Source organism: Flavobacterium proteolyticum (assembly GCF_015223105.1).
GTDB lineage: Bacteria > Bacteroidota > Bacteroidia > Flavobacteriales > Flavobacteriaceae > Flavobacterium > Flavobacterium proteolyticum.
This window is the reverse complement of record NZ_JADFTZ010000003.1, coordinates 276,156-302,734: the sequence shown is the minus strand read 5'-3', so window position 1 is coordinate 302,734 and position 26,579 is coordinate 276,156. Positions and strand designations below refer to the sequence as shown.

Annotated in this window: 28 protein-coding genes and 1 other RNA gene; 15 read left to right on the top strand and 14 right to left on the bottom strand. The window is 33.4% G+C overall.

Annotated features, from left to right (window positions below; genetic code table 11):
• The 8 genes from IM755_RS09030 to katG all read left to right on the top strand — a co-directional run.
• Positions 1-2,219: T9SS type B sorting domain-containing protein (locus IM755_RS09030; protein WP_194095998.1), on the top strand; the 2,219-nt coding region annotated here is incomplete at its 5' end.
• A gap of 227 nt (positions 2,220-2,446) precedes the next feature.
• Entirely contained in the window at positions 2,447-3,334 is an 888-nt protein-coding gene (locus tag IM755_RS09025) for a branched-chain amino acid transaminase (protein ID WP_194095996.1), read from the top strand.
• Positions 3,334-5,013, top strand: a complete 1,680-nt coding sequence (gene ilvD / locus IM755_RS09020) for a dihydroxy-acid dehydratase (protein ID WP_194095993.1) — start codon at positions 3,334-3,336, stop codon at positions 5,011-5,013. Before IM755_RS09025 ends, ilvD begins: the two co-directional genes overlap by 1 nt.
• A 3-nt stretch (positions 5,014-5,016) precedes the next feature.
• Entirely contained in the window at positions 5,017-6,768 is a 1,752-nt protein-coding gene (ilvB, locus tag IM755_RS09015; protein WP_194095991.1) for a biosynthetic-type acetolactate synthase large subunit, read from the top strand.
• Positions 6,769-6,772: 4 nt separating this feature from the next.
• A complete protein-coding gene (ilvN, locus tag IM755_RS09010) occupies positions 6,773-7,360 on the top strand; it encodes an acetolactate synthase small subunit (protein WP_194095989.1) in 588 nt (195 codons plus the stop codon).
• A 23-nt stretch (positions 7,361-7,383) separates the two neighbouring features.
• Positions 7,384-8,430 (top strand): ketol-acid reductoisomerase, encoded by a 1,047-nt coding sequence (gene ilvC / locus IM755_RS09005; protein WP_194095987.1) that lies wholly within the window; start codon positions 7,384-7,386, stop codon positions 8,428-8,430.
• Positions 8,430-9,671: a threonine ammonia-lyase IlvA gene (gene ilvA, locus IM755_RS09000; protein WP_194095985.1), complete on the top strand. Its 1,242-nt coding sequence runs from the start codon at positions 8,430-8,432 to the stop codon at positions 9,669-9,671. Before ilvC ends, ilvA begins: the two co-directional genes overlap by 1 nt.
• Positions 9,672-9,860: 189 nt before the next feature.
• Positions 9,861-12,188, top strand: a complete 2,328-nt coding sequence (katG, locus tag IM755_RS08995; protein WP_228063923.1) for a catalase/peroxidase HPI — start codon at positions 9,861-9,863, stop codon at positions 12,186-12,188.
• A 106-nt stretch (positions 12,189-12,294) separates the two neighbouring features.
• Here the strand turns inward: katG and ssrA are convergent.
• Positions 12,295-12,692, bottom strand: a transfer-messenger RNA (tmRNA) gene (ssrA, locus tag IM755_RS08990).
• Between the two features lie 164 nt (positions 12,693-12,856).
• On the opposite strand from ssrA, the gene IM755_RS08985 reads away from it, so the two are divergent.
• Together IM755_RS08985 and IM755_RS08980 are read left to right on the top strand one after the other, a co-directional pair.
• Positions 12,857-14,080: an NAD(P)-dependent oxidoreductase gene (locus IM755_RS08985; protein ID WP_194095983.1), complete on the top strand. Its 1,224-nt coding sequence runs from the start codon at positions 12,857-12,859 to the stop codon at positions 14,078-14,080.
• 188 nt (positions 14,081-14,268) lie between these two features.
• Positions 14,269-15,705 carry an MFS transporter gene (locus IM755_RS08980; RefSeq protein ID WP_194095981.1) on the top strand — a complete coding sequence of 479 codons (1,437 nt, stop codon included), beginning with the start codon at positions 14,269-14,271 and terminating at the stop codon, positions 15,703-15,705.
• A gap of 57 nt (positions 15,706-15,762) precedes the next feature.
• Here IM755_RS08980 and creD read toward each other — a convergent pair whose 3' ends face one another.
• The 7 genes from creD to IM755_RS08950 are packed head-to-tail and all read right to left on the bottom strand — an operon-like array spanning position 15,763 to position 19,343.
• Positions 15,763-17,058, bottom strand: a complete 1,296-nt coding sequence (creD, locus tag IM755_RS08975) for a cell envelope integrity protein CreD (RefSeq protein WP_194095979.1) — start codon at positions 17,056-17,058, stop codon at positions 15,763-15,765.
• Between the two features lie 35 nt (positions 17,059-17,093).
• Positions 17,094-17,393, bottom strand: coding sequence for a hypothetical protein (locus tag IM755_RS08970; RefSeq protein ID WP_194095976.1), 300 nt, complete (start codon positions 17,391-17,393; stop codon positions 17,094-17,096).
• The gene (locus tag IM755_RS12835; RefSeq protein ID WP_262486624.1) at positions 17,375-17,500 is read right to left on the bottom strand and encodes a hypothetical protein; all 126 of its coding nucleotides are present in this window, start codon (positions 17,498-17,500) and stop codon (positions 17,375-17,377) included. The genes IM755_RS08970 and IM755_RS12835 overlap by 19 nt, the downstream gene beginning before the upstream one ends.
• A gap of 1 nt (position 17,501) precedes the next feature.
• Positions 17,502-17,957, bottom strand: a complete 456-nt coding sequence (locus IM755_RS08965) for a hypothetical protein (protein WP_194095974.1) — start codon at positions 17,955-17,957, stop codon at positions 17,502-17,504.
• A 54-nt stretch (positions 17,958-18,011) separates the two neighbouring features.
• Positions 18,012-18,308 carry a winged helix-turn-helix domain-containing protein gene (locus IM755_RS08960; protein ID WP_194095972.1) on the bottom strand — a complete coding sequence of 99 codons (297 nt, stop codon included), beginning with the start codon at positions 18,306-18,308 and terminating at the stop codon, positions 18,012-18,014.
• A gap of 35 nt (positions 18,309-18,343) precedes the next feature.
• Entirely contained in the window at positions 18,344-18,709 is a 366-nt protein-coding gene (locus tag IM755_RS08955) for a hypothetical protein (RefSeq protein ID WP_194095970.1), read from the bottom strand.
• Positions 18,710-18,719: 10 nt separating this feature from the next.
• The gene (locus IM755_RS08950; protein WP_194095968.1) at positions 18,720-19,343 is read right to left on the bottom strand and encodes a hypothetical protein; all 624 of its coding nucleotides are present in this window, start codon (positions 19,341-19,343) and stop codon (positions 18,720-18,722) included.
• Positions 19,344-19,428: 85 nt separating this feature from the next.
• Between IM755_RS08950 and IM755_RS08945 the strand changes: the two genes are divergently transcribed.
• On the top strand, positions 19,429-19,779 hold the full coding sequence (locus tag IM755_RS08945) for a DUF1801 domain-containing protein (protein ID WP_194095966.1): 351 nt from the start codon (positions 19,429-19,431) through the stop codon (positions 19,777-19,779).
• Positions 19,780-19,830: 51 nt separating this feature from the next.
• Here IM755_RS08945 and IM755_RS08940 read toward each other — a convergent pair whose 3' ends face one another.
• The 4 genes from IM755_RS08940 to IM755_RS08925 form a co-directional block, all read right to left on the bottom strand.
• Positions 19,831-20,676, bottom strand: coding sequence for a hypothetical protein (locus tag IM755_RS08940; protein ID WP_194095964.1), 846 nt, complete (start codon positions 20,674-20,676; stop codon positions 19,831-19,833).
• 16 nt (positions 20,677-20,692) lie between these two features.
• On the bottom strand, positions 20,693-21,511 hold the full coding sequence (kdsA, locus tag IM755_RS08935; RefSeq protein ID WP_194095962.1) for a 3-deoxy-8-phosphooctulonate synthase: 819 nt from the start codon (positions 21,509-21,511) through the stop codon (positions 20,693-20,695).
• A 93-nt stretch (positions 21,512-21,604) separates the two neighbouring features.
• On the bottom strand, positions 21,605-22,066 hold the full coding sequence (locus IM755_RS08930; RefSeq protein WP_194095960.1) for a 2-dehydro-3-deoxyphosphooctonate aldolase: 462 nt from the start codon (positions 22,064-22,066) through the stop codon (positions 21,605-21,607).
• Between the two features lies 1 nt (position 22,067).
• A complete protein-coding gene (locus IM755_RS08925) occupies positions 22,068-22,550 on the bottom strand; it encodes a DUF4199 domain-containing protein (protein WP_194095958.1) in 483 nt (160 codons plus the stop codon).
• A gap of 101 nt (positions 22,551-22,651) precedes the next feature.
• Between IM755_RS08925 and IM755_RS08920 the strand changes: the two genes are divergently transcribed.
• The 3 genes from IM755_RS08920 to IM755_RS08910 all read left to right on the top strand — a co-directional run bounded on the left by IM755_RS08920 (position 22,652) and on the right by IM755_RS08910 (position 23,977).
• The gene (locus IM755_RS08920) at positions 22,652-23,218 is read left to right on the top strand and encodes a YeeE/YedE family protein (protein WP_194095956.1); all 567 of its coding nucleotides are present in this window, start codon (positions 22,652-22,654) and stop codon (positions 23,216-23,218) included.
• Positions 23,219-23,220: 2 nt separating this feature from the next.
• Positions 23,221-23,634: a DUF6691 family protein gene (locus IM755_RS08915; protein WP_026726808.1), complete on the top strand. Its 414-nt coding sequence runs from the start codon at positions 23,221-23,223 to the stop codon at positions 23,632-23,634.
• Positions 23,635-23,710: 76 nt separating this feature from the next.
• Entirely contained in the window at positions 23,711-23,977 is a 267-nt protein-coding gene (locus IM755_RS08910; protein ID WP_194095954.1) for a heavy-metal-associated domain-containing protein, read from the top strand.
• Between the two features lie 31 nt (positions 23,978-24,008).
• Here the strand turns inward: IM755_RS08910 and IM755_RS08905 are convergent, their stop codons facing one another.
• Together IM755_RS08905 and prmA are read right to left on the bottom strand one after the other, a co-directional pair.
• Entirely contained in the window at positions 24,009-24,284 is a 276-nt protein-coding gene (locus IM755_RS08905; RefSeq protein WP_194095952.1) for an ATP-dependent Clp protease adaptor ClpS, read from the bottom strand.
• Between the two features lie 59 nt (positions 24,285-24,343).
• Complete coding sequence (gene prmA, locus IM755_RS08900) at positions 24,344-25,177, bottom strand: 50S ribosomal protein L11 methyltransferase (protein ID WP_194095950.1); 834 nt, start codon at positions 25,175-25,177, stop codon at positions 24,344-24,346.
• A gap of 91 nt (positions 25,178-25,268) precedes the next feature.
• Between prmA and IM755_RS08895 the strand changes: the two genes are divergently transcribed.
• The gene (locus IM755_RS08895; RefSeq protein ID WP_194095948.1) at positions 25,269-26,486 is read left to right on the top strand and encodes a porin; all 1,218 of its coding nucleotides are present in this window, start codon (positions 25,269-25,271) and stop codon (positions 26,484-26,486) included.
• Positions 26,487-26,579 lie beyond the last annotated feature (93 nt).

The window sequence follows — 26,579 nt, the reverse complement described above, 5'->3', positions numbered from 1 at the left end:
GCAATTACGCATCAGGAATCACTTATGTTTTTAATCCAATAGGACCTACAGTAAGTGGCACTGGAGCTATCTCAGGAATGACAAATGGAACGAGTTATACAGTTGCAGCATCAAATGGAAGTTGTACATCAGCGGCATCTTTATCATTTAGTACATCAGCGCAATTAACCACACCATCTGTACCTACAATAACAACAACTGCCGCTACTTGTTCGGCAAGTGGAACCGCAACTATTAGCAATTACACATCAGGAATCACTTATGTTTTTAATCCAATAGGACCTACAGTAAGTGGCACTGGTGCTATCTCAGGAATGACAAATGGAACGAGTTATACAGTTGCAGCATCAAATGGAAGTTGTACATCAGCGGCATCGGTAGCTTTTAGTACATCAGCACAATTAACTACACCATCCGTACCTACCATCACAACAACTGCAGCTACTTGTAACACAAATGGAACTTCAACAATTAGCAATTATACATCCGGAGTTACTTATGTTTTTTCTCCTTCGGGACCATCAGTATCTGTTGGAGGTTTAATTTCAGGAATGGTTTTAAATACTAACTACACAGTTTCCGCATCAAATGGAACTTGTACATCATTACCTTCAGTAATATTTAGTAATACTAGTTTTATAATTCCAAATGTTATCGCAACAAATTCAAACCCTACGTTCTGTTCTGGAGGTACAACTAACATTCAGTTAACAAGCAATGTTCCAGGAGCGATTTTCTCATGGACGGTAACCGGAGGAAATGTTTTAGGAGCAGCAGGAGGAACAGGTAATTCAATTAATCAACTGTTAACTGTTAGTCCAGGGACTACAACAACAGTAGAAGTTGTCTATACAGTTATTGCAGAAGCAAATGGTTGTGCAGGTACGCCAACTCAAATTCGAGTTCAAGTTAACCCTATTCCTGATGTAATAATTGCTAGTAGTCCATCGCCAATTTGTTCAGGAGAAACTACAAATATTTCTTTTACTGGCACTATTCCAGGTACCGTGTTTAGTTGGGTAATAACTAGTATTTCAGGAGTAGCAGGTGCTTCAAATGGAACGGGAACAAGTATTCAACAGACTTTAACAACAACGGGATTATCACAAGGAAGTGTTACGTATCAAATTACACCAACTTTCAATGGATGTGTAGGAACACCACAATCGGTAACGGTTTTAGTTAATCCACGTCCAGAGTTGTTTGCTAATCCAACGCATCCACCTTTATGTAGTGGTGTTCTTCCAACTAACATATTTGTATCATCTTTTAATGCTGGAACTATTTTCAATTGGACAGTCAATGCCGTTGGAGTTAATGGCGCAACTGCAGGAAGTGCCCCTGGACCAACTTATACTATTATCCAAAATTTAACTACTTCAGTAGATAATGTAGTGGGTTATGTAGATTATACAATTACTCCAACAGCTGCAGGATGTTCAGGTATACCAATAGTAGTAAGAGTATATGTGAATCCGTTACCAAAACCAGTTTTAACTGATGGAGCGATTTGTGTGGATGAATTTGGAGTTCCATTCCAATCCTACACATTAGATTCTGGTTTAGATAATGCTACTTATGATTTTGTATGGTATTTCAATGGAGTAGCGATTCCAAATTCAAATAATGCTACTTATGCTGCAAATGCAGTAGGTACGTATGGTGTAATTGCTACAAATAGTATTACGAATTGTGTTTCTTCAGATGTTACAACTATGGTAACTGCAAATGTTACATCTGTAACACCAGCGGTAAGTATGACTGTAACCCAAAGTGCTTATTTTAGTGGAAATGCCACTTTAACAGTGAATGTAACAGGAGGAAGCGGAACATTAATGTATTCATTAGATGAGGGAACTTTACAATCTTCTAATGTGTTTACCAATGTAAGTGCTGGACCTCATACTATAACAGTAGTTGATACACAAGGATGTACTTATTTAACTTATACATTATTGGTGATTGATTATCCTCATTATTTTACACCAAATGGAGATGGTATCAATGATGGTTGGTTTATTGCAGGCTTACAAGATACCGATGTAATCTACATCTTTGATAGATATGGAAAACTAATCAAACAGTTAAGAGGTGAAGAGTTTTGGGATGGTACTTACAACCAAGAAAACCTTCCTTCAACCGATTACTGGTTCACTGTTGATTATTTAGAGAACGGAGCTAAGAAACAATTCAAAGCACACTTCTCGTTAAAACGATAAACAATGAAAACAAGTCCTAACATTTGGAATAAAATCCTAATCGTAATAAACACTATTATTTCGATTGGACTTTTAGTCTTAATTATTAAGTGTAGCTAACAAATGGAAAATATAAATATTACAATTAGTATTAAAAATATTCGTGTTTAATAGACGGATTGGTTTGATTATTATGAGCCTTTTCCGTTTTTGGGAAAGGCTTTTTTTATTTTAAAATTTTAAAAATTATGTATTACAACGAAAACACCACCATTTTTTTTAACGGGCAATTTGTAAAAGTTAAAGAAGCCCCAGTAAGTATTTATAACCAAACAATGCATTATGGTAATGGCGTATTTGAAGGTATTAGAGCCTATGATACTCCAGATGGTGTTCGAATTTTCAAAGCAAAGGAACACTATGAGCGATTACATTATTCGGCAGAAGTAATGCATATTAATTTACAATATTCTGTAAAAGAATTAGAATTAATTACTTATCAATTGTTGGAATTAAATGGATTAAAAGACGCTTACATCCGTCCTTTAGTTTATTTGGGGGATAATATGTCATTAACACCAACAAATGAAGTGCATGTCGTAATAATGGCTTGGGAATGGGGAAAATACTTAGGAGATAAGCTATTACGAGTTATGTTGTCTTCTTTCCAACGTCCAAATCCAAAATCATGTTTTGTGGAAGCTAAAGTAGTGGGACATTATACGAACAGCATTTTGGCTACAACAGAAGCTAAAGCCAAAGGTTACGATGAAGCATTGTTGACAGACATGAATGGTTATGTTGCAGAAGGTCCTGGTGCCAACTTCTTCATTGAGAAAGACGGAAAATTATTCACAGCACCATTAGGAAATATCCTTGCCGGAATCACACGTCAAACGGTTTTAGAAATAGGAAAAGAATTAGGTTACGAGATTGAAGAAAAATATTTCACTCCAGATGAAATTTTTACAGCAGATAGCGCTTTCTTCTGTGGAACAGCAGCTGAAGTTATCGGAATTGAATCGGTGAATGAATACAAATTTCCTTTAGATTGGGAAGATTCCATTGGAGCTGTTATTCAGAAAAAATACAAAAGAAGAGTAGCTCATAACGAATATCAAAACGTGTACTTATAATGGAACTAAATAAACACAGCAAAACAATCACACAAGATCCAACCCAACCCGCAGCACAAGCAATGTTGTATGGAATAGGTTTAACAGAAAAAGAGTTAAATCAACCTTTAATCGGAATTGCCTCTATGGGGTATGATGGAAATACCTGTAACATGCACTTGAATCATTTAGCTTCTTTGATAAAAAAAGAAGTCAATAAAAATGAGATGGTAGGCTTAATTTTCAATACGATTGGAATTAGTGATGGTATTACCAATGGAACGGATGGAATGCGTTATTCTTTAGTTAGTAGAGAAATTATTGCAGATAGTATCGAAAGTGTAGTTTCCGGACATTATTATGATGGTGTTGTGGCAATTCCGGGTTGCGATAAAAATATGCCAGGAAGTATTATGGCAATGGGAAGATTGAATCGCCCCTCAATTATGGTGTATGGTGGCACTATTGCTCCAGGAAAATATCAAGGTAAAGATTTGAATATTGTTTCTGCTTTTGAGGCACTTGGGGAGAAAATTGCTGGTAAAATTTCGGAAGACGAATATAAAAATATAATTAAAAACGCTTGTCCAGGAGCAGGAGCTTGTGGCGGAATGTACACAGCAAATACCATGGCTATTGCAATCGAAGCTTTAGGAATGAGTCTGCCATATTCAAGTTCTAATCCTGCTATAAGTAATGAGAAGATTGCAGAATGTGAATCGGTTTCGTTTTACATGAAGCAACTTTTGGAGAAAAATATTTGTCCAAAAGACATCATGACTTTTGAAGCTTTTGAAAATGCGCTAACCGTATTAATTGCTTTAGGCGGAAGCACTAACGCAGTTTTACACATGATTGCTATGGCAAGAAGTGTTGGAGTAACTATTACCCAAGATGATTTTCAACGGATAAGTAACAAAACACCTTTGATTGCTGATTTTAAACCAGGTGGAAATTATTTAATGCAAAACCTTCACGAAAAAGGTGGCGTACCAATGGTTTTGAAATATCTACTAAGTAAAGGAATGTTACATGGTGATTGTTTGACGGTTACTTCTAAAACATTACGAGAAAATTTGCAAGGTGTTCCTGATATCGATTTTGAAAGTCAGAATATTATTAAACCAATTGAAAGTCCAATCAAACCAACTGGTCATATTCAAATTTTGTATGGAAATCTGGCTCCTAAAGGTTCAGTTGCAAAAATTACCGGAAAAGAAGGGGAGTTTTTCAAAGGTCCAGCTCGAGTTTTTGATGGCGAAAAAGAATTAATTAAAGGTATTGAAGATAAAAAAATCAAAGCCGGTGATGTCGTAGTAATACGATATGTAGGTCCAAAGGGGGGACCTGGAATGCCAGAAATGCTAAAACCAACATCCGCTTTAATCGGTGCTGGATTAGGAAAAAGCGTAGCATTAATTACGGATGGACGTTTTAGTGGTGGAACTCACGGTTTTGTAGTGGGACATATTTCGCCAGAAGCCTATGACGGTGGAACTATCGGCTTAGTTGAAGATGAGGATATAATTGAAATAAATGCTGTTGACAATATCATTCACTTGCATGTTAGTGATTATGAATTAGCAGTTAGAAAAAGTAAATGGGTACAACCCAAATTAAAAGTTACAAATGGCGTATTGCTTAAGTATGCTAAACTTGTAACTGATGCATCCAATGGTTGCATAACTGATGAATATTAAAAAATGAAAACATTAGAATTAAATCAGATAGAAAATAAAGAGACTTTACAACAAGTTTCAGGAAGTGTTGCTGTTATAAAAGCTTTATTAGCCGAAAATGTTAAAACTATTTTTGGTTATCCTGGCGGAGCCATCATGCCTATTTATGATGCATTATTTGACTACAAGAAAGATATCAATCACATTTTAGTTCGTCATGAACAAGGTGCTATTCATGCTGCTCAAGGTTTAGCAAGGGTAAGTGGAGAAACAGGTGTTGTTTTTGCCACAAGCGGACCAGGTGCAACAAATTTAGTCACGGGTTTAGCGGATGCAATGATCGATTCAACACCATTGGTTTGTATCACAGGACAAGTTTTCGCTCATTTATTAGGAACCGATGCTTTCCAAGAAACGGACATCGTGAATATAACTTCTCCAGTAACCAAATGGAATTATCAAGTAACCGATGCTTCCGAAATTCCTGCTGTTTTAGCCAAAGCATTTTACATTGCTAAAAGTGGAAGACCTGGACCTGTTTTAATCGACATCACTAAAAATGCCCAATTGCAATTATTCGATTATAAAGGATATGAAAAATGTGAGTTCATTAGAAGTTATAAACCACAACCGGATATCCGAATTTCTTATATTGAACAAGCAGCCGAACTTATCAATCAAGCTAAAAAGCCATTTGTAATTTTTGGTCAAGGTGTGATTTTAGGTAATGCCGAACAAGAATTTTTAGAATTCATAGAGAAAGCAGGAATTCCTTCCGCTTGGACAATTATGGGAATGAGCGCTATTCCTACGAATCACCCATTAGCAGTTGGTATGTTAGGTATGCATGGAAATTATGCTCCAAATTTATTTACCAATGAATGTGATGTGTTAATTGCAATCGGAATGCGTTTCGATGACCGAGTTACAGGTCGTTTGGATAAATATGCGAAACAAGCCCAAATCATTCATTTGGATATCGACCCAGCTGAAATTGATAAAAATGTTAAAGTAACAGTACCAGTATGGGGAAATTGTAAAGAAACCTTGCCTTTATTAACCGAAAGAGTACAACAAAAATCGCATCAAGAATGGATTTCTAAATTTCATCAAGCCATAGCGGTTGAAACAGAAAAACTTATTGCGCCTGAGTTATTTCCAAAAGAAGGTGAATTAACCATGGGTGAAGTAATTCAATTAATCAATGAGTTAACCAATGGTGAAGCGGTAATGGTAACCGATGTGGGGCAACACCAAATGATAACGTGTCGTTATTCCCAACAAAATAAAACCAGAAGTAATATTACTAGTGGAGGTTTAGGTACGATGGGATTTGCTCTTCCTGCTGCTATTGGGGCTAAATATGGTGCTCCTGAACGAACCGTAATTGCCGTTATGGGCGATGGTGGTGCGCAAATGAATATCCAAGAATTGGGAACTATTATGCAATTCCAACCGAATGTAAAAATTCTGATTTTGAATAATAGTTTTCTAGGAATGGTGCGTCAATGGCAAGAATTGTTTCATGAAAAACGCTATTCGTTTACAGATATTCAAAGTCCCGATTTTGTTCAAGTTGCCAAAGGATACGGAATTAAAGGAAATAAAGTGGCAGTTAGAGAAGAATTGAAATCGGCACTTGAGGAAATGTTATACCATCCTGAATCTTATTTGTTAGAAGTGGCTGTTCGTAAGGAAGACAATGTATTCCCAATGGTACCACAAGGAAAAGGCGTTTCGGAAATTGTTTTGTGTAAAGAAGATATAAAAATGTAAGAAGATGAAAAAAGAATTCACCTTAACCATATATACCGAAAATCATGTGGGCTTGATAAACAAAATCGCCATTATGTTTTCGAGACGAAAGATAAGTTTAGAAAGTTTTAATACATCGCCAAGTGAAGTGCCTAATATTTACCGTTTCACTATTGTAGTAATTGAAGCAGAAGCAGTTGTAAAAAATTTAGTAAAACAAATTGAAAAAATTGTCGATGTGTTCAAAGTGTATTGCAATACAAATGATGAAATCGTATGGCAACAAATGGCATTGTATAAAGTTCCCACAGAAGTTATTATTAAGGAAGTAAAAGTAGAGCGATTGCTTAGAGAATATGGAGCAAAAGCAGTTGTTATTCGAAATGATTATACTGTTTTTGAAGCCACAGGACAAGGCGAGGAAATCAACAAATTATTGAAAAAATTAGACAAGTTTGGTCTAATAGAATTCGTTAGAAGTTCTCGAATTGCCATCATCCATGCAAGCGAGGGAATTCATAAAAAAGTAGTAGAAATGGAGCAAAAAAATCCAGCTTTACAAACCATTAATAACGAATTTTTAGATAAAAAAGATCAAGTATTTCAAATGTAAAATAAAATTAAAAAGAGAAAATTATGGCAACAATAAATTTTGGGGGAGTTAACGAAACCGTTATAACAAGAGACGAATTTCCATTAGAAAAAGCTCAAGAAACTTTACAACACGAAGTAATTGCAGTAATTGGTTACGGTGTTCAAGGTCCAGGTCAATCGTTGAATTTAAGAGACAACGGATTTAAGGTTATTGTAGGACAACGTAAAGGCGGAAAAAGTTGGGAAAAAGCAATTGCTGATGGTTGGATTGAAGGCGAAACGTTATTTGATATCGAAGAAGCATGCGATAATGCTACTATCATACAATATTTGTTATCTGATGCAGGTCAAATAGAAGCTTGGAATACAGTTAAAAAACACCTTACCGCAGGAAAAACATTATATTTTTCTCATGGCTTCGGAATCACATTTAATGAAAAAACAGGTATTGTTCCTCCTGCAGACGTGGATGTAATTCTTGTAGCTCCAAAAGGTTCAGGAACTTCATTACGTCGTTTGTTTTTAAAAGGAGAAGGAATCAATTCAAGTATTGCAGTCTATCAAGATGCTACAGGAAGAGCAAAAGAAAAAGCCATTGCATTAGGAATTGGAGTAGGTTCGGGTTATTTATTTGAAACTGATTTTCAAAAAGAAGTGTATTCTGATTTAACTGGTGAACGAGGAATTTTAATGGGCGCTTTAGCTGGATTATTTGAAGCACAATACAATGTACTTCGTAAAAACGGACACTCACCATCTGAAGCATTTAATGAAACTGTTGAAGAATTAACTCAAAGTTTAATGCCTCTAGTAGCTGAAAACGGAATGGATTGGATGTTCGCTAATACATCAGTAACAGCACAACGTGGTGCATTAGATTGGAAAGGTAAATTTAGAGATGCTACAACTCCAGTTTTCGAAAATTTATATGCTGAAGTAGCTTCAGGAAGAGAAGCGAATCGCGTAATTTCAGAAGGTAGTAAAACCGATTACCGTCAAAAATTAGATGTAGAGTTAAAAGAAATCCGTGAGTCTGAATTATGGCAAGCAGGAGCAGCGGTGAGAAAATTGAGACCAAAATTGAACTAATGACATTATACGAAACTATAGTAAAAGCACAAGAAAATTTAGCTGGAGTGGTTGTAAAAACACCACTTCAGTTTAATATGAATCTATCCGAAAAATATCAAGCTTCGGTATATTTAAAACGTGAAGATTTACAACAAGTTCGTTCCTATAAAATCAGAGGAGCTTACAATAAAATTAGTCATTTGAATGAGGTTCAAAAGGAAAATGGGATTGTTTGTGCTAGCGCAGGAAACCACGCTCAAGGTGTAGCTTACTCTTGCCAATTATTGCAAATTCAGGGTAAAATTTATATGCCAAAAACCACTCCAAAACAAAAGATAAAGCAAGTACAATTGTTCGGGAAATCGTTTGTTGATATTGTTTTAATTGGAGATACTTTTGATGATGCTTTTCATGCGGCTAAACAATTTTCAAATGAAAACCAATTAGAATTTATTCATCCTTTTGATGATTTAGAAGTGATTGCAGGTCAAGGAACTGTTGGCTTGGAAATTCTTTCAGAAAAAGTTCCTTCAATAGATTATCTTTTACTTCCAGTTGGTGGAGGAGGTTTAGCAGCAGGGGTTTCTACTGTTTTCAAACGTTTAAGTCCAAATACTAAAATATTTGGGATAGAACCTGAAGGAGCACCTTCTATGCAGCATGCTATTTATCAAAATTATCCAATTACATTAAATAGTATCAATAAATTTGTGGATGGAGCAGCTGTTAAACAAGTAGGAAATGAGACTTTTTCTATTTGTAAAAATACTTTAGATAGAATGGTTTTAGTTCCTGAAGGAAAAGTATGTTCTACGATTTTACAATTGTATAATGAAGAGGCTATGGTAGTGGAACCCGCAGGAGCATTAGCTATTGCAGCTTTGGATTTTATACAAGATGAAATCAAAGGAAAAACGGTAGTCTGTGTTGTTAGTGGAAGTAATAACGATATTGAGCGAACAGAAGAAATTAAAGAACGCTCTTTACTTTATGAAGGATTAAAACACTACTTCATGATTCAATTTCCACAACGACCTGGAGCATTGAGAGAATTTGTAAGTGATGTATTATCTGAATCGGATGATATTACCTATTTTCAATTCATCAAAAAAAATAATAGAGATGTTGGTCCAGTTGTAGTTGGTTTAGAGGTGAAAAATGAAGAAGATATTGTTTTTGTCAAAACTAAAATGCAAGATAAAGGATTTCAATTTCAGTATTTGAATGAAAAGGAACCTTTATTAGCGTTGTTGATTTGAAGAGTGCATTAATAAGTAAGTATTTCTGGTACTTTTTTATAATTTTAATTTGATAGTTATTATTTATAGTATTGACGTGTTTAGAATCAATAAAATCTATACTTGAATAAAAAATATCATTTTTAAGTTTTAAAATCGAAGCTCAATAAGCCCGAAATTTGGAAAACTTAAAAACAAATAATTAGCCTTATGAAAAAAGTATTACTAACAACTGGTTTATTTCTTGGACTCTTTTCCATGGCACAAGAAACAATGACTTGTCCCGTTACAGGAAAAACAGTAAGCGTAAATAAAGAGAACACTCAAGGTGGACCTAACGCTGCTGATTACCACAATATGAATGGTAAATCAATTGTAACAACACCAACTTCTTTAGGAAGTACTAATGTAGACAAAAACAAACAATGGTGGCCAAATCAATTGAATTTGAATGTATTGCGTCAGAATTCTGAGAAGTCAGATCCTATGGGAGTTAAATTTGACTATGCAAAAGAATTTCAATCGTTAGATTATAAAGCTTTAAAGAAAGACTTACGTGCCTTAATGACACAATCGCAAGAGTGGTGGCCAGCCGATTTTGGTCATTACGGAGGATTGTTCATTCGTATGGCTTGGCACAGTGCGGGAACCTATAGAACGGGCGATGGTAGAGGAGGAACTCGTGCCGGGATGCAACGTTTTGCGCCTCAAAACAGTTGGCCAGATAATGGAAACCTAGACAAAGCACGTCGTTTGTTATGGCCTATCAAACAAAAATATGGGAACAAAATCTCTTGGGCCGATTTAATGATTTTGACGGGTAACGTAGCATTAGAAGACATGGGCTTTAAAACCTTTGGATTTGCTGGAGGTAGAGAAGATGTTTGGGAACCAGAATCGCATGTCTATTGGGGACCAGAAACCAAATGGTTAGACGACCAACGTTATTCGGAAGGAAGAAAATTAGAAAATCCTTTAGCGGCAGTTCAAATGGGGTTAATTTATGTTAATCCCGAAGGACCTAACGGAAATCCAGATCCAGTATTAGCAGCTAAAGACATCCGTGAAACCTTTGGAAGAATGGGGATGAACGATGAAGAAACCGTTGCTTTAATTGCAGGTGGACACACTCTAGGAAAAACACATGGAGCTGGTGATGCTAAACTAGTAGGACCAGATCCTGAAGCAGCGTCTATCGAAGAGCAAGGTTTAGGTTGGAAAAGCAGCTATAAATCTGGAAAAGGTACGGATGCCATTACTTCAGGTTTAGAAGTTACTTGGACATCAACTCCAGCAAAATGGAGTCATGATTATTTAACATTCTTGTTTAAATATGACTGGGAGTTAACCACAAGTCCAGCAGGAGCAAAACAATGGATTGCAAAAACTGATGATAAGATTATTCCCGATGCATTTGACAAAAACAAAATGCACAAACCGTATATGTTAACAACTGACTTATCGTTACGTTATGACCCAATTTACGAGAAAATTTCTAGACGTTTCTTAGCTGATGAAAAAGCATTCAATGATGCTTTCGCTCGTGCATGGTTTAAGTTAACACACCGTGATATGGGACCTAAAACCACTTATTTAGGACCAGAAGCACCAAAAGAAGATTTAATTTGGCAAGATCCAATTCCGGCAGTAAATCACAAATTAGTGAATGAAAAAGACGTTAAAGGATTACAAGCGCAAATCTTAGCATCTGGATTAAGTATTCAAGATATGGTATCAGTGGCTTGGGCTTCGGCTTCAACTTACAGAGGTTCAGATAGAAGAGGTGGGGCTAATGGAGCTCGCATTCGTTTAGAGCCACAAAGAAGTTGGGAAGTAAACAATCCTACGCAATTAAACCGTGTTTTATCGGTTTTAGAGAAAATTCAAGCTGATTTTAATGCTAAATCGAAAGATAAAAAAGTGTCTTTAGCCGATTTAATTGTGTTGGCAGGAAATACAGGAGTAGAGCAAGCGGCTAAAAATGCAGGTTACACGGTTAATGTCCCTTTTACTCCAGGTAGAATGGATGCTTCTCAAGAACAAACTGATGTAAAATCATTCGCAGTTTTAGAGCCACAAGCAGACGGTTTCCGTAATTACTTAAAAACAAAATACACGGTTTCTACAGAAGAATTATTAGTAGATAAAGCTCAATTATTGACTTTGACGGCTCCTGAAATGACTGTTTTAGTAGGAGGAATGAGAGCTTTGAATGCTAACTATGATGGTTCTAAACACGGTATTTTTAGTACTTCAAAAGATAAATTAAACAATGCGTTCTTCGTTAATTTACTAGCGATGGGAACTACTTGGAAAGCAACTTCAAATGATCAAGAAGTGTTTGAAGGTCGTGATATGAAAACCAATGAATTAAAATGGACGGCTACTCGTGCTGATTTGATTTTTGGTTCTAATTCTGAGTTAAGAGCAATTGCAGAAGTATATGCACAAAACGATAATCAACAAAAATTTGTGAATGATTTTGTAACGGCATGGACTAAAGTTATGAATTTAGATCGCTTTGATGTAAAAAAATAAGGCCTTATTTACCCAAATATGGTTGCCTGCAGATGTTATGTTTGCAGGCTTTTTTTTAAATCAAAATTTAGTAAAAAAAAAACGCTGCCTTAAAAAGACAACGTTTTAGTGGAGTCGCCGAGAATCGAACTCGGGTCCAAACAAGCAATCAAATAGCTTTCTACACGCTTAGTTTCATCTTGGATTTTCGACAAAGAGCAAGGCTAGAAACCGCCACTCTTTGCTTAGCTCTGTCAGTGTCAGAACGGATTTAAAGCATTACCGTTCCTAGGTCTACTTTTACGGTTCCCCTAAACCAACCGCCATAAACCAAGGCTTTTGAGGAGAATCTAGCTTTCCTACCTGGTAGGAACTAGGCAAATCTTACTATAATTCAGATTAAGCAGCTAAAGCGTAATTATTTTCGCCGTTTATAAGTTCGTACATTTGGATTTACGAGCTAAACATACAACGCTCGACGTGCTTACTAATCAATTCCACTCGCTGTCAAAACCAGTCGACCCCAGTTTTTGAGTGTTCAGTTGAGGTTTTCATTGTGAAAACTAAGTGATTCAAAAAGTGAGCCAAAATTACATTCTTTTTTTCAATTAAAAAAACTTTGCATAGTCGCTTCTTTAAAGTTATATTTGTAACATTAAATCAATATTCAGTTAAATATATTGTTTGTTATGAAGTTTGGAATTATAAAAGAAAGAAAAAATCCACCGGATAGAAGAGTAGTATTTACTCCAGAAGAGTTAGTGCGCTTACAATCAGAACATCCTGATGCAGAAATTAAAGTAGAAAGTTCTGATATTCGTATTTTTTCTGATGATCAATATCGCAATTTAGGCCTTAATGTCACAACTGATATGTCAGATTGTGATGTACTTTTTGGGGTAAAAGAAGTGCCAATTGATGCGTTGATTCCAAATAAAAAATACTTTTTCTTTTCACATACGATTAAAAAACAACCTTATAACCGTAAATTATTACAAGCAATTTTAGCTAAAAATATCGAATTATACGATCATGAAACAATTGTAAATGCTTCTAATCACAGATTAATTGGCTTTGGTCGTTATGCTGGTTTGGTTGGTGCTTATAATGGTTTCAGAGGATTCGGAATTAAATATGATTTATTTACTTTACCAAAAGCGGAAACATTGAGCGGTAAAGAAGATTTGATTGCACGTTTAAAGCGTCAAACACTTCCAAACATTAAAATTGTGCTTACTGGTCACGGTAAAGTAGGAATGGGAGCAAAAGAAATTTTAGACGGAATCAAAATCAAAGAAGTTAGCGTTGAAGATTTCTTAAACAAAAAATATACAGAACCTGTTTACACCCAAATTGACGTGTTAGATTACAACAAACGCAAGGATGGGCAGGTTTTAGATAATAATGATTTCTATAAAAATCCTCAAGATTACGTATCAAATTTCGAGCGTTTTACGAAAGTAGCTGACATGTTCATCGCTGGACATTTTCACGGTAATGGTTCGCCAGATATCTTAACTCGAGAAATGCTTCGTGCTGCGGATAATAAAATTCAAGTGGTTGCGGATATTTCGTGTGATGTTGATGGTCCAGTGGCTTGTACTCTTAAAGCGTCAACAATTGCAGAACCATTTTTCGGATATTTGGCTAGTGAGCACAAAGAAGTTCCTTATACACATCCAGCGTCAATTATGGTAATGTCGGTTGATAATTTACCATGTGAGTTACCTAAAGATGCGAGCGAAGGTTTTGGTGAAATGTTCATGCAACACGTAATTCCAGCTTTCTTTAATGGAGACAAAGATGGAATTTTACAAAGAGCTAAAATTACTGAAAATGGAAAATTGACAGAACGCTTCAAATACCTACAAGATTACGTAGATGAAAAAATAGAAGAATTATCTTCAAAATAAAATAAGCCCGATGTAAATCGGGTTTTTTGTTTTTAATAAAACAATTAATAAACTTTTACGAAAACGTTTTCGTTAATAAAATTATTTAAAATCAATTTTATTAAGGATGAATAAATGTATATTTAGGAATTATTTGTAAGATTATTTATGAATTTCTTTTTATACTAACAACCAATAAACTATTAAGTATGGATACCAAACAAATTAAAACGAATTGGGCACAATTCATTCCATTAGTAACTGTTTTCTTTTTTTGGGGATTTGTTGCTGCAAGTAACGATATTTTAATTCCTGTTTTCAAAGAAGCTTTTGATTTAACACAAGGGCAAAGTCAATTGGTTTCGGTTGCCTTTTATGTAGCTTATACCGTTGGCTCAATTATTTATATGATTATTTCCTACCTTACTAAAGGTGATTTAATCAACCGAATAGGATATAAAAATTCCTTAGCATTAGGATTAACCATTTCTGCTTTAGGAACATTATTGTTTTATCCAGCTGCCAATTCGGGTTCTTTTGAATTAATGTTATCAGGTTTATTTACAGTAGGTTTGGGTTTTTCACTTCAACAAACCGTTGCAAATCCATTAGCTATTGCTCTTGGCCCTATAAATACAGGTTCACAACGTTTAACCTTAGCAGGAGGTATTAATAATTTAGGAACAACAATTGGTCCGTTAATTGTAAGTTTTGCGATTTTTGGTTCGGCTACTTCGAAAACTACAACTTTAGATATTGAAAGTGTTAAGATTCCGTATTTGATATTAGGTGCTGCATTTTTATTAGTAGCTGTTTTTCTAAAATTTTCTTCATTACCAGATAAACCTGAAGCTGTTGTAGCTTCGGATGATTCTATTTCTAATGACAGAGGTCACGCTTTAAAATATCCACAATTGATTTTAGGAATGATTGCCATATTTGTTTATGTAGGAGTTGAAGTATCTACAGCAAGTAATTTGCCAGCATACATGGAAAAAGATTTGGGTTTTTTAACTAAAGATATTGCGCCTTATATTTCATTATATTGGGCAAGTTTGATGATTGGAAGATGGACAGGAGCTGTAGAAGCTTTTACCGATAAAATGGATTTACAGAAGATATTACGTTTTATAGCACCGTATTTAGCATTTGGAGTATTTTTATTAGTTAATGCTATTGCAAAACATGATTTAACTCCTTTTTATGTGTATGCATTAATCATTTTAGTGCTTATTGGTGCTGATATGGCAAGTAAAGGAAATCCAGCGCGAATGCTGTTAATTTTCTCAGGTTTAGGAATACTTGCTTTATTAATTGGAATGGCTACAACTGGAATGACTAGTGTATATGCTTTTACTTCAGTAGGTTTATTCTGTAGTACTTTATGGCCATGTATTTTTACTTTAGCAGTTAGTGGATTAGGAAAGAATACAAGTCAGGGAAGTAGTTTTTTAATTATGATGATTATGGGTGGCGGTATTGTAAGTTGGTTACAAGGAGTAGTTGCTGACGAAACTACCATACATTCGAGTTATATTATTGGAGTACTTTGTTTTGCTTATTTGGCTTTTTATGCTTGGAAAGTAAGAGGAATATTAAAAGCTCAAGGGATTAGTTTTGAAAGTAAAATCTCAGGCGGACATTAATATTTAATCCTATATGTAAAACCTCCGATTGAAAATTCTCAATCGGAGGTTTTTTGTTTATTTATTCCATTCAATCTTTCTTGAGAAATACATCACGGCTGCCAATATCAAGAACAACCCTATACTTCCTACCAAAAGCGCATAGTCTTCTAATTGAATAATCACATAAATAAAAGTATATAAAACACTCAACGAAGCGCCAATGAACATCGGAAACTTTTTATCTTTTAATATGGAAATTGAGTAGATCGAAATCATAACAATTACCGAAGCTCCAGCTACCAAATAAGCAAAGGAAAACGAACTGTGTTCAGTAATAGAAATCAGCAAAGTGTAAAACATGATTAACGCAATTCCAATCATTGAATATTGAAAAATATGAATGTTGATTTTACTAATCGATTGAATCAAAAAGAAGATTAAAAAAGTTAACCCAATTACTAAAAAACCATATTTAGAAGCGCGTTCACTTTGCTGATATTCATCTACTGGTGTAATGAAATCTACCGCAAAAGCATATTTACCTAATTCAGGTAAAATATCAAAATAGCTTTGTGCAAATGGTCGATTAAAATGTAATATTTTCCAATTCGCTTCAAAGCCGTTATCGGTAATATTTCTTGAAATAGGAGAGAAGTTTCCATTAAAGTTGGGCGAATTCCAGTTCGAAGTCATTTTAGCATCGGTTGTTTTTCCAATCGGAACCATTTTTACTTGTTTGCTTCCGTTGAACGAAATGGTGAAGTTGAATTTTGCTTCGTTTTGTAAATTTTGGTAATCAAAATAATTGGTTTCTAGACTTTCAATGCTATCATTTGAACTGCTTGCTACCGATTCAAAAGCCAAGTTCTGATTGCCTATTTTCATTTTTACTTCGTCTTTCAGACTTTTTAAGTTGGTCGTACGAATCAAAATTTTAGCGCGATTCCAATAAATGTTTTCGGCAGGAATTCCTTTTGAAGCGAAATTTAGATTGGTATAATTGCCATCAAATTGCATTTTGGTAGTAAATACATTCGATTTGTAAATGCTTCTTTCTAAAGGTTTTACCATGGTAACTTCGGTTTTATTATTCAAAGTTTCTGGAAAGAAATAAGCGTAATTATTGGCTCCCGACATTGGATCTTTATACGGCACTTTTAAAATCGGACCATAAAAATAAACGGAATTTCCCCATTTAGCAGTGGTTTCGGTAATGACTTCTTTTTGGCGTTGGCTTCGTTCTACGATTAATTCTTGTACTAAAGCTAGTGGAATGATTAATACTAAAGTTAGAATCCCAACCATGATCATTTTAGCGGTTGTGGTTTGAAAGAACGGTACTTTTGGTTCTTGTTGAAAATTTGTTTCCATGATATTTGATTTTTAGTTTTATTAAGTTAATGTGTTTATAATGTATAGATTACAATTAAAAAATAAACGAATGAAATAGGTACATTAGCAAATAGAATTAATGCTTGTCTTTCAATTTTAGATCTATTTAGTGGTTCAATAATCCAATCAATTATGAGTTTTAGAAGCATTAATCCATTCACAAGAAATGCAATCAATACATAATAAATACCAATGGGTATTATTATATCTGAATCTTTAAATACGAAATGAAGTAGTAATAATAGTGAACCAATTCCAAATGAAACAATCGCCATTTGAATGGCAAGTGGAAGCTTTAAAAAATCTTTTTCCATGAGCTTGAGAGTTTAGTTTTGGTTTCTGATGAGATGTTTTTGATAATTTCCATTCCGATAAAGAATAAAATTCCGATGGTCATGCTAATGTTAATGAGTTTGTTCATGTTATTTGATATTAAAAGTTTGTTGAATGTTTGAGATGGGAACCGAAAGCATATTCAAAAAATCTAATCCGTAGAATTCATGTGCTTGTTTTCCTCTTTGATATTGTTGTTTGAAATAGGAAAATCGAATAGGATAGAATAGTGTTCCTGTTATAATTACCATCCCTAAATACAAGCTTCTTTTTCCGTTTCCAAGTAAATAATATTGCATACCAATTTCTTCTACAACTGAAATTCCGGTATTGGTTAACACGTGAATAATATCGTGGTCTTCCAATTTAGGTTGGATTTCAAAATTGTATTTCAACAAAAAGCAACCCAAATGAAATCCCAAACTATCATTAGGAAGTTGTATCAACTGATTGATATTGATATCCCAAGCGTTCCCTTTTTTAAAGAATCTTTGATAGGGTTTTTTACTGATTTCGTACATTTTTTCGATGAATAAATCTCTCATATTTAATAATTAAAAGTACTTTGAAATTCAAAGTAAATAGATAAAAAAATAGGTTTAGCTTTTCTTGATTAATTTTTCAAGTGCTTCAATATGAGCCGTGAAAGCATCACGCCCTTCTTTTGTAGCACTGTATTTTGTATTGGGTTTTTTACCAATAAATTGTTTTTCAATTTGAATGTAATTTTCAGCTTCTAAAGCTTTGGTATGCGAAGCTAAGTTACCATCGGTTACACCTAATAACTCTTTCAACATATTAAAATTCGCACTTTCATTCACCATCAATATCGACATAATCCCCAAACGAATTCGGTGATCAAAGGCTTTGTTGATATTTTGGATGATGTTGAGCATTAAAAAAAGGTTTAAAAGTTTAAAAGTTTAAAAGGTTAAAAGGTTAAAAGTTTAGGTATTATAAATCTTGTTGTGACATGAAATACTAAGCATATCATTAATGTATATAACAAGCAAAAAGGGTAGCCAAAAAAGACAAAAATTCCAAATCCAGAATCATTAATTAAATTATTTTCAAGTTCTTCCAACTCATATGTCATTTCCTCCTTTGAGAAAAATCCATCTTTATTAATGTCATACTTTTCCATTTCTTGTTTAATCTTATAACTTTCATACTGAAAAGCTAAAATGGGAATTAAATATAAAATAACTGATGAAAAAAAAATAATTTTAAAATAACTTATTTTTTTCTTTCTAAGCCAAAATATACATAATAATAAAAGAGAACTTAATCCAATCAAAAAATACATCTTACTTTCTCTCGTATTTAAAATACATTAAACTTCCGTATAAAATATGACAACCGCCAAAGCCTAATGCCCAAAATAATAAGCCATAACCTAAGAACCAAGTCGATAATAGACCTAATGCAATCATTGTAATTCCTAAATAGCGAACATCTCCAATGGTATATTTACTAGCATTTACACAAGCAAGTCCGTAAAATATTAAGGTTAGGGGAGCGATGAGTCCAAACATATTTTTTTCGATTAAAAAGATAATGAAAAAACCTCCTGTTGCTAATGGAATCATGAAATTTATGACTAATCTTCTTGAGGCGGTATTCCAAACATTTTCGTTACTTTTTCTAGCTTTACGAATGCTTAATCCGATTCCTGTTACTATAGATAAAACTAAAACAGCTGTTGCAATTACTAACAAACGAATCACTGCTTCTTCCGAAATTACTAAATCACGATAGGCTCCCATTGTTGAAGTATCAAAGTAAATTGTTTTGTAAGCCATCCATGCCCCAACTAATGCATAAACGCCAGCCAAAATTCCTGACAAACCACTCAAGGAAATAAAACGTGACGATTTGTTCATCAAATTTTTAATTTCGCTAATGTCATTTAGATATTTCTCGTTTTCCATTTTAAAGTACTTTGAAATACAAAGTAAATGATAAATAATTTGTTGACCAAACTTTTTTTGGGTTATTTTTGAAAAAAATATCAAGATGAAACCTACAGAAGTATATATTCTTCGTCAACCAGAACACTATCAAGTTATGATGTTACATGTAATTTCGGTTGTAGAGAGGGAGTTAAGTTCTTCTGAATTGCTTTTTAAATGGGGTATACCTTATTTATATTACAAAAAAAAGCCCTTCTGTTATTTAGCGCCAAATCATAAAAGAGGTTTTTTAGATGTTGGATTTGCTAAAGGATTTGAACTAAAAAGAAACCAAGAAGTTCTAGTCGATGAAAATCGAAATACGGTAAAGTCGTTACGTTATTATTCGATCGGAGAGATAGATAATGCTATTTTAATTGATGTTGTTTTAGAAGCCAAACTGCTTTATAAATAAAAAATCACGAACTCTGAAAGAATCCGTGATTATATATTGTATGTTATTTAATTATATTCTAAAAATACCTCCAACGGCAACAATTCGTTGCAAGAACCAAAAATGTTGTTCTGCAGAATCCGCGCTGCTTTTTGTTGTCTTAATATTATTCATTTCAATATATCCTCCTTTTAATTCGGTTTGAATAAAGAAATATTTAAAAAATGTAAAATTTAATCCAGCTTTTGCAGAAATACCAAAACCTGCTATGTTAAAGTCATCATGACGTTCTTTTCCAAGTAAAGTAGTATTTGTTTTTGGATATAAAAAACCGCCGCCAATTCCTTCTGTTAGATTAATTTGAATTTTATCTGTATTTGGTAATTTAAATAGATTCGAAATATCATCTACTCTTGAAATTTCAGTATTCACATAGTTTAGACCATCGGTATGTTCAAATAATAAAAAGTCTTCATCAAGAGTTAACTGACCATTTGCTGGGTTTTCATTATAAGTTCCTGCATTTGGGTAGTAACCGGAATAATCTACTCTTCTGTCATTGTACATAACATATTTCATGTGATCTACACCAATAGAAATATTATAGTGGTTGGTAATGAAATAACCAATTCTTAAATTTGTTTGTGGAATGGTCATTCGAGCAGGATTTAAATAATCTAGATGCCATCCTTTTGGTTTGTCGTGAGCTGATACATCATATATAGTAAAATCGTAATCAGCACCTTTAAAGTGAATATCAGATTTTGAATATGATTCTCGGTTTCCTCCCCAAAAAATATAAAATTTGCCTTTGTTATTTGCTGTGAATTTTTCAGGATTTTCGACTGTTTCTTGCGAAAAGGTGTACTGTGAAAAAACACAAAAAGTTAGTACAACCATTAAAAATGGATGTTTCATTTGAAGTTATAAAAAATTAAAATTGATTTACAGTTTTACGGATGGCTACTAGTTTAGTCATTAATCCTTCAAAGTAATCTAAATGTAACATGTTTGCTCCGTCACTTTTAGCATTTGCTGGATCGAAATGGGTTTCAATGAAAATTCCATCTACACCAACAGCAATTCCTGCTTTTGCAATGGTTTCAATCATATCTGGTCGACCACCTGTTACTCCAGTAGTTTGATTAGGTTGTTGTAACGAATGTGTTACATCTAATACGGTTGAAGCGTATTGTTGCATAGTTGGAATTCCTCTAAAATCAACAATCATGTCTTGGTAGCCAAACATGGTTCCTCTATCAGTTACCATTACGTTTTCGTTTTGACAATCTAACACTTTTTGAACAGCATGTTTCATGCTTTCTGGACTCATGAATTGTCCTTTCTTCAAGTTTACGGTTTTACCTGTATTGGCAGCAGCCACTACTAAATCGGTTTGACGCACTAAAAAAGCAGGAATTTGTAAAATATCAACATATTCAGCTGCCATTGCTGCATCTTCGTTAGTATGAATATCAGTAACGGTTGGAACACCGAATTCTCTAGATACTTTTTGAAGAATTTTTAATGCTTTTTCATCTCCAATTCCTGTAAAACTATCAACTCTAGAGCGATTGGCTTTTTTGAAAGAACCTTTAAAAACGTAAGGAATTTCTAATTTATCAGTAACCGAAACTAATTTTTCAGCTATACGCATTGCCATTTCTTCACCTTCAATGGCACATGGTCCTGCTAATAAAAAGAAATTACCGCTATCTGTATGTTTAATTTGTGGAATGTTTTTTAAATTCATTTTGTGTTGATTTTGAAGTTGCAAAGATAAAAAGAAAAACCTTTCCTACAGCAGTAGAAAAGGTTACTTATGTTACAGATAATAAAATAGTTTTTATTTATCTGTTGTTGTAATTTTTTTTGTTGAAAATCCTTTTGGACATAGGATTTTTCCTTTTTCATAAATATTGAAATATAGGATCATTTTTTTATTACTTCCTTCAAAGGTTACTTCATAAATACCTATAGTTCCAGCACCCATCAAACTATTTTTGGTTGGAAAAGGACAACAAGTATCTACTTTTTTATAGCTAATTTTCTCACCATTTGGTCCTTCTAATCCACTAAAATAATATTGAATATTTATGTCTTCTTGTTTTTCGTTTATAAAACCAATGTTTATTGGATAATCTTCGTCATATCCATATTTAGAATCAGTGGCATATTCAGTAATCACATATGCTTTATCTTTAACCAAAGGGCGTAACGCAGTATTGTCAATATTTTTTAGTGTCGATTTAGTACTTACACAACTGGTAAGAGTAAAAGCGATTAATAAAGAAAAGAAGTATTTCATTTTAGTTGGTTTTTGTTTTTAAAAGGTAAGCAACAATCGCGCCAATAACCACTCCAAAAGATAAACTATCTGAAATATTTTTCCAAATAGAACTTGACAAAGTTGTGTATTCTTTAGCTTCTTCTAATGATAATTTTTTACTTTCAACTGTGTAATTAATAGTATTAGTTAGAAAATTAGGGCTTATAAATTCATGAAGAATAAATTGTGCAATCGGACTAAATACAACAATGATAAATGAGATTACAATGGAGGAAATGATGCCTTGTTTCCAATTCATAGCGCCATTATAAAATTTTATTTTCTTTTCTCTTACTGCCAAAAAGTAAAGGAGAAACAAAGGGAAAATATATAAAATATTAAATAAAGGTTCCCATTTAATTTTTTCATTGTGAAATCCCAATTGCTTTTCTAAAGTCATCCAAGCTAAAAAAATAATTGTGGTAATGATAGCCCATTTGAATTCGATTGAAAACTTTTTCATTTGTTATGCTTTTGTTTGATGCTTCAAATTTACTATAAAATGTAACAAAAGTTACAAATACCAATTTGAATTTCTATTTTTGTGGAAAATGTAAAAATACTATGGAATTGATTTTTGGAACTTGGCATTGGGCCATTTCGGGATTTTTAATTGGTGTGACGATGCTAATTTTAACTTATTTCGGAAAATCTTTTGGGATGTCATCTAATCTTAGAACCATGTGTTCTATGGCTGGGGCTGGAAAATTTAGCGATTTTTTTAAATTGGATTGGCGCGAACAAAAATGGAGTTTAGCCCTTGTCTTAGGTGCTTTTGTGGGAGGTTTTATCGCTTTTTACTTTTTATCAGATGGAAGTGGTGTTAATGTAAATCCAGAGACTATTACGCAATTGCAAACACTTGGAATTGATGCTCCAAATGGTAAATTAGTGCCGGATGCTATATTTAGTTTTGAAACATTACAATCTCCAAAAGGATTTGCTATTTTATTAATCGGCGGTTTGTTAATTGGATTTGGAACGAGATATGCTGGTGGTTGTACTTCTGGTCATGCTATATCGGGGTTAAGCAATTTACAATTACCATCATTAGTAGCCGTTATTGGGTTCTTCATTGGAGGATTAGCCATGGCACATTATATTCTACCTCTAATTTTTAAAACGGCTTAATCATGAAGTTAGCAAGATTTTTTCTTACCGGAATATTTTTCGGAATTGTTTTAACCAAAGCAGAAGCTGTTTCTTGGTATCGTATTTATGAAATGTTTCATTTTCAATCGTTTCATATGTATGGAATTATTGGAACGGCATTATTTACAGGTATTGTAGGATTACAAATTATAAAGAAATATAAAGTAAAAGATTATAACGGTTTGCCAATTAATATAATTGAAAAAGAGCGTGGTTTTTGGCGTTACATTATTGGTGGAAGTTTATTCGGATTAGGATGGGCTTTAGTAGGCTGTTGTCCTGGACCTATTTTTATTCTTCTTGGAACAGGAACTTACGCTATTGCCGTAGTTCTTATAGGAGCTCTTTTAGGAACTTATATTTATGGTTTGTTAAAAGACAAATTGCCACATTAAAGTTAAGTTAAAGTATCAAATATTGGGGTGTGTTGGTTGTATATTTTGTAAATTTGTGTAATTAAAATTAAGAGTTATGCAAACAACAATTCATATACAAAATTTAAAATGTGGTGGTTGTGCTAATACAATTACTAAAGGAATTTCATCTATTGAAACAATAAATAATATTGCTGTAAATGTTGAAGATAGTTCGGTAACATTTGATTATGTATCCGAAGAAAAATTAAATGAAGTTAAAGAAAAATTAAAATCATTAGGATATCCCGAAGACGGAGAAGCCAATAGTTTAATGGAGAAAGCTAAGTCTTATGTAAGTTGCGCTATTGGAAAAATGAGTTAAATAAAAAGTCCCGATTTAATCGGGACTTTTTTTATATCAATTCAGCACTTAAACCTGCATCTAATAAAGCAGAGCACTGCGGTTTTAATTCTTCTAAAGAACCTGTTTTAACCGTGCATTTTCCTTTGTAATGAACTAGTATAGCGCATTGTTCTGCCTGTAAATCATCATGATTACATACTCGAACTAATGTGTCAATTACATGATCAAAGGTGTTTACATCATCATTGTGTAATACGATTTCATGGTTTAATCCAATAGCTTCTTCAACTAAAATTTCTTCTTTAACTTTTTCTATTGTACTCATAATCTAAATAGTATCAGTTGTGTAACAAAATTAGAATTTAATTTACAAAATTCAAAATGCTATTTTACAAACTTCAATGCCACCCAATTGTTTCTTTCAAATTGTTTTACATAAGTTAATCCTTTTGAAGTACAACTTTCTGAAATCACAGGAATATCTTCGGTATAGAAACCGCTTAAGAATAAAATTCCATTTTCGTTAAGACAATCTAAATATTGTTGCATATCGTTTAATAAAATATTACGATTGATGTTTGCAATAATAATGTCGTATTTCTTATCTACTAATAAAGAAGCATCTCCTTCATAAACCGAAATATGTTTACAATTATTTCGCTCTGCATTTTCAATAGAGTTTAAGTAACACCAATTGTCAATATCAATAGCGTCAATAGGTTGCGCGCCTTTCATTTCTGCCAAAATAGCTAAAATAGCAGTTCCACATCCCATATCTAAGGTTTTCTTTCCTACTAAATCCGTTTCTAACAAATGTTGAATCATCATGTGTGTAGTTTCATGATGACCAGTCCCAAAACTCATTTTTGGTTCTATTACAATGTCAAATTCAGCATTCGTTTTTTCATGAAATGGTGCTCTTACGTGACATTTTCCATCAACATCAATGGGTTCGAAGTTTTTCTCCCATTCTTCGTTCCAATTCACTTGCTCAATTTCTTCAAATGTATAGTCAATTTTAAATTCTGGATTTTCTAGAATTTGAATATCCTCTAATATATTCTCACTCCATAAATCTTTTTGAACAAAGGCAGAAACTCCAGTTTCTGTTTCAATGAAGCTTTCAAAGGCTTTTTCGCCTAGTTCGGCAATTAAAATTTCACTTCCTAATTCAACTGGGTTTATTGTAAAATGATATCCAATGTATATATTTGACATAACGTTAATTTTTTGCAAAGGTAATATTTACTTAACATACTTAACCTTGTTTTAATGTTAAGTTTGCGCAAAATAAACAACAACATAACAAATGAAAAAATTAGTAACCTTTTTATTACTTGTAATCAGCTTTTTTGCTGTTGCGCAGGATATAAAAGTAACCACAAAAGACAACGATTTAAAGTTGGCAGCACTTCCATATTATAATTATGGAAAAGGATTGGGAATAACATCGCCGGATAGTTTATTTCAATTAAATATCCGTTTTAGAATGCAAAACCGAGTTACCTATATTCAGAATGAAGATGCTGATCCAGCTTATTCTGGTGAAATTAGACGTTTGCGTTTGCGTTTTGATGGTTATGTAGGTAATCCACACTTTTTATATGTAATTCAACTTTCTTTCGCACCAGGTGATGTGGGTGAAATTCAAGATGGCGAAAACATCAATATCATTCGAGATGCAGCTGTTTTTTATCGTCCAAATAAACATTGGAGTTTTCTTTTTGGTCAAACTAAATTACCAGGAAACCGTCAACGTGTCAATTCATCAGGAGCCTTACAATTGACAGATAGAAGTATTAACAATGCTCGTTTTACAATTGATAGAGATTTTGGTTTTCAAGCGTATTATCTCAACGAAAACAAAGATAAATTTTCATACAATGTAAAGACGGCAATAACTACTGGAGAAGGTAGAAACTGGACAAAATCTGCTGATGATGGAGTAGCTTTAACGGGAAAATTAGAATTAATGCCTTTTGGTTCATTCAAAAAAGACGGAACCAATTTTGAAGGAGACGTAGCGCGCGAAGAAAAGCCTAAATTGTTATTATCTGGAGCTTTTCATCAAAATAACTTAGCAAGAAGAACGCAAGGGCAATTAGGGAGCGATTTATTCGAACAAAAAACTATGAAATCGGTATTATTAGATGCGATGTTTAAATATAACGGTTGGGCTTTTATGTCAAGTTATATGTCGCGTTCAGCAAAAGATCCAATTGCTTTTAATCCAGATGATATTACAGAGTTTAATTATGTTCCTGTAGGAAGTGGAATGGATTATCAATTGAGTTATGTTTTCCCAACCAATTACGAAATCATTGGTCGTTTTTCAACTCAAAATATGCATGACGATATTAAAGCATTAACACCAGATTCCAAACAATATTCGTTAGGTGTTACTAAATATTTATGGGAACATGCATTCAAATTACAAGGAGAAGTTACTTTGAGTGATATGAATTATTTTGACGGAAGTAACAAACAAAATTGGTACGTACGTTTTCAATTAGAAATCGGAATATAAGTTTTAGAATTATAGCATAAAGCCACAAATCAGTAATTGATTTGTGGCTTTTTATTTTCTGAATTTCGTGATTTTAAATTCTAAATTCTAATT